We start from the raw sequence: 3642 nt of genomic DNA on the forward strand, positions 1-3642 counted from the left end.
AAAAATAGGCGTCATAATAAATATTAATGCAAATTATAAATACAGGTTATTAATTTTATACTACCAATAAACTTAGTAGCTAAATGTAAGCATCATATGCTTTTTGTAATAATCCAATTCTGGCCATCAAAACTATGTATTTGAAACTCCACTTCGAACACATCAGATAAAATATCTGCCTCCATTACCTGTTTAGCCCCACCCTGTGCAAGCACGTCCCCTTTAGACATTAACCAAACCTGATCAGCCTGTTGCAAGGTATGGTTAAGGTCATGAGCACTAATGATAGCACTGCGCCCAGCCGCACAAAACTCAGCAAGCAGACTATCAAGTGCCACTTTTTGCGCCACATCAAGCCCGGTATAGGGTTCATCAAGTAATAGCAGCTTGCTGTCAGCGTTGATATCCGGCCAAACTTGCAAGAATACCGCCGCGAGCCGAACACGCTGCCACTCGCCGCCTGAAAGTTGCGATAACATTCTTGGCAATTTATCGGTTAATCGTAATTTTTTACAGAGATAACCAATCGTTGCCGCTACAGCATCCAAAGCGGCACCGGCTGGCTGATACAGAGCCAGATATTGGAAAACCGGCATTAGAGTCAGAGCCGATTGCTGTTGACTTAGATATGCTCGTGAACGGGCCAAGTCGTGCCCTGCATAGATGGGCAGTGGTTGCCCGGCCAGTAAAATATCACCACGAGCAGGCAACATGCCTGCCAGAGCGGCCAACAGAGTACTTTTCCCGGCACCATTTGGACCTATCAAATGAATTTGCAACCCAGCAGCCACCTGGGCAGAAAAAGGCGCAAGGCGGGTTTCGACATGGACATTGCTGAGTTGCAAAAGCATCAAAATAAACCTGTTGTCGGTAAATTATTTGGTGGCTAACGCTTGAGTAATTGCACTGATTAGAATCGAATCTTCTGGTGCCATATCGGGAGCAAAACGCTCAAGGACTTCGCCCTCACGACTAACCAGGAATTTCTCAAAATTCCACAGAATATCACCCGGTTGCTTTGGCTCACGCCCCTTACTGGCTAACCGTTGATAAAATTCGCTCCCTTCCGGTTTTATTGCGACAGGCTTAGCCGCAATCAATTGCTGGTACAAAGGGTGCCGTTGCGGGCCATTAACCTCAATTTTACTAAACATCGGAAATTCAACCCCAAATGTGCCACGGCAGAAAGCTTGGATCTCTTCATCACTGCCAGGCTCCTGCCCCGCAAATTCATTACTCGGAAAACCTAAGACTTCAAAACCTTGCTGATGATATGTTTTATAGAGGTTTTCAAGCCCTTCATACTGCTTAGTCAGACCACACTGAGAAGCTACATTAACCACCAACAGCACTGAGCCTTTATACTTTTCCAGCAGAATAGATTCACTTTCAATGGTTTTAACAGGAATGGAATAAATTGGATTACTCATCAGGAAGGATCCTTATTCAGTGATGATATACAGATGAACTTACAAGAGTATCAATAGGTGTAAGGCAGATCACTTTACACTTTTCACTCGTGTCAGCAACCAGATAAATAATGGCGAACCCAACGTTGCGGTCACCACACCAATGGGCAGCTCAGCCGAAAATAGAGCGATACGTGCGATAACATCCGCAAACAACAGTATTCCAGCGCCAGCTAGTGCACATCCGCTTAGCAGATGGCGTTGGTCAGTTAAACCGGTCAATCGCAAGATATGGGGAATAACCAGGCCAATAAAGCTGATAACACCAGCCAGAGCAACACTAATACCTACCAGCAATCCTATAGCCAGTACTAATAAGTTCCGCCATAAATGGAGTGGGATCCCCAACTGCCTGGCTTGCTGCTCACCCAATGACATAAAATTGAGCACTCGCCCCTGGCAACAAAGCCATACCACGATCGGCACCAATGCTACGACCAATCCCTGCTGTCGCCAATCTATGCCGCTGAATCCCCCCATCATCCAATACATCAACTGGCGTAAATCCAAGCTGGTACTGAAATAAACAGCCCATGTCATCACCGCGCTGCAAACGATCCCCAATGCAACACCAACCAGTAACAGACGAGCGTTAGTCAACAAACGCCGGCGAGCGAAACCTAACAGCAGCACCGTCATAAGTAAGGCTCCAGCAATAGCACAGCCACTTAAAAACCAGATCGGTAATAACCCGTGCCCTAACAAGACCGCCATAACTAATGCAACACCTGCACCATTCGCCACCCCCAACAGACCGGGTTCGGCTAATGGATTTTCAAACAATGCCTGCATTACAGCACCCGCAACAGCAAGACTTGCACCAACCATCATTACGGCTAAGGCTCGGGGCAAGCGCAACTGCCAGACGAATAATTGCCCGCTTTCACCGAACCACTGAGTGGGCCAAATCCACGCATCTCCAGCACACAAGCTGACTACCAGCGCAAAAAAAAGTATCACCACCAATCCCTTGAGGTAACGGTGATCACGTTGTTGTTGCCGCTGTTGAAGCGCAGTAAATAACTGACTGGTCTGCATTACATCCTCGGTCGCTGCCTCAGGATTAACCTGAAGATGTCTCATAAATATTAGGGGCTGATACCCATAGCTAGGCTACAGATAGTAGGGGGTTAACGCGATAAGGGGAAGTTTTGCATGAAGAATAAGACTTTTTTATGGCAAGAGAACGCAAACTCTGTCGATGATTTTAGCGACAAAGCCTGCATTCATCGGTTACTTACTGTCAACGATGGCCCTTATTTTGCGATGGGTAGAGTGGCTGACCATCATGATTATCGTTATTATTTGGCCCACCTTGCTTAGCACCACTACCCTGTCGGCTATTATTCACTGGCTGGCCGCGCCCATTATTCTCACTGCCATTATTGTGCTGTGGCGAATTACCGTAATCGCTGCGTTCATTATGGCGTTGACTACCTTGCTGCCCACGGAACGGGTTATGGCCATCCTGCGGTTGTGGATGTTGCCAACGCCCCCCGTCCCAATAATAGCCCCGGTCATTGCGATCACCAATATGGCCACCATGATGTTCATGCCACCACTGTGGCGGACGCCAATCATAACCATCCCAGTAATAGCCACGGTTGTCCTGATCACCTAGATGTAAGCTGACTCCGGGTATATTGATGTCAAGTGATACGTCTGCCTGTGCAAACGATGGCATTAATGCCAACACCCCAAGTAATAGCAGATATTTTTTCATATACATCCGAATATATTATTTAACAGTTATTAAATTTATATCAGCGAAAATAAAAACCATCTATCAGACAATCCGCTCTTTTCATTTTCATTTCATCTTACTTACGCAATACATACAGTCCTTACAAGTCAGACATTTTCATTTACCACCACTCCTAACATATCTTAACGTTTATCTGACAGTGACATTTATTGTATTGAATTATAATCCCAGCTTAGCCCGATAATAAAAGATGAGACAAATAAAATGCCACGTATAACGTTAATGACAATAGTACTCTTATTAAGCACTACATTATCAGCTTGCTGTATATTCCCACCGCATGGCGGTGGCGGTGGCGGTGGCGGTGGCGGTGGCGGTGGCGGTGGCGGCCCAAGGATGCATTATGACAACCATCAGTTGCGTTAGATTACATCCTAAAAAATAAGTATAAAACTGGCATTCAATAAG

At 45.9% G+C, this 3642-nt stretch carries 4 protein-coding genes; all 4 read right to left on the minus strand.

The features are described from left to right. Positions 1-92: 92 nt before the first annotated feature. The gene (btuD, locus tag V1952_RS20610) at positions 93-851 is read right to left on the minus strand and encodes a vitamin B12 ABC transporter ATP-binding protein BtuD (RefSeq protein WP_420075435.1); all 759 of its coding nucleotides are present in this window, start codon (positions 849-851) and stop codon (positions 93-95) included. Between the two features lie 24 nt (positions 852-875). Then, complete coding sequence (locus tag V1952_RS20615) at positions 876-1430, minus strand: glutathione peroxidase (protein WP_372559143.1); 555 nt, start codon at positions 1428-1430, stop codon at positions 876-878. A 69-nt stretch (positions 1431-1499) separates the two neighbouring features. Beyond that, entirely contained in the window at positions 1500-2507 is a 1008-nt protein-coding gene (gene btuC / locus V1952_RS20620; RefSeq protein WP_083158699.1) for a vitamin B12 ABC transporter permease BtuC, read from the minus strand. Positions 2508-2712: 205 nt separating this feature from the next. After that, complete coding sequence (locus V1952_RS20625; RefSeq protein WP_420075436.1) at positions 2713-3192, minus strand: DUF2502 domain-containing protein; 480 nt, start codon at positions 3190-3192, stop codon at positions 2713-2715. Between the last annotated feature and the right edge of the window lie 450 nt (positions 3193-3642).

This window comes from Yersinia sp. 2542 StPb PI (assembly GCF_048593855.1).
In the GTDB taxonomy this organism is placed as follows: Bacteria; Pseudomonadota; Gammaproteobacteria; order Enterobacterales; family Enterobacteriaceae; genus Yersinia; species Yersinia enterocolitica_E.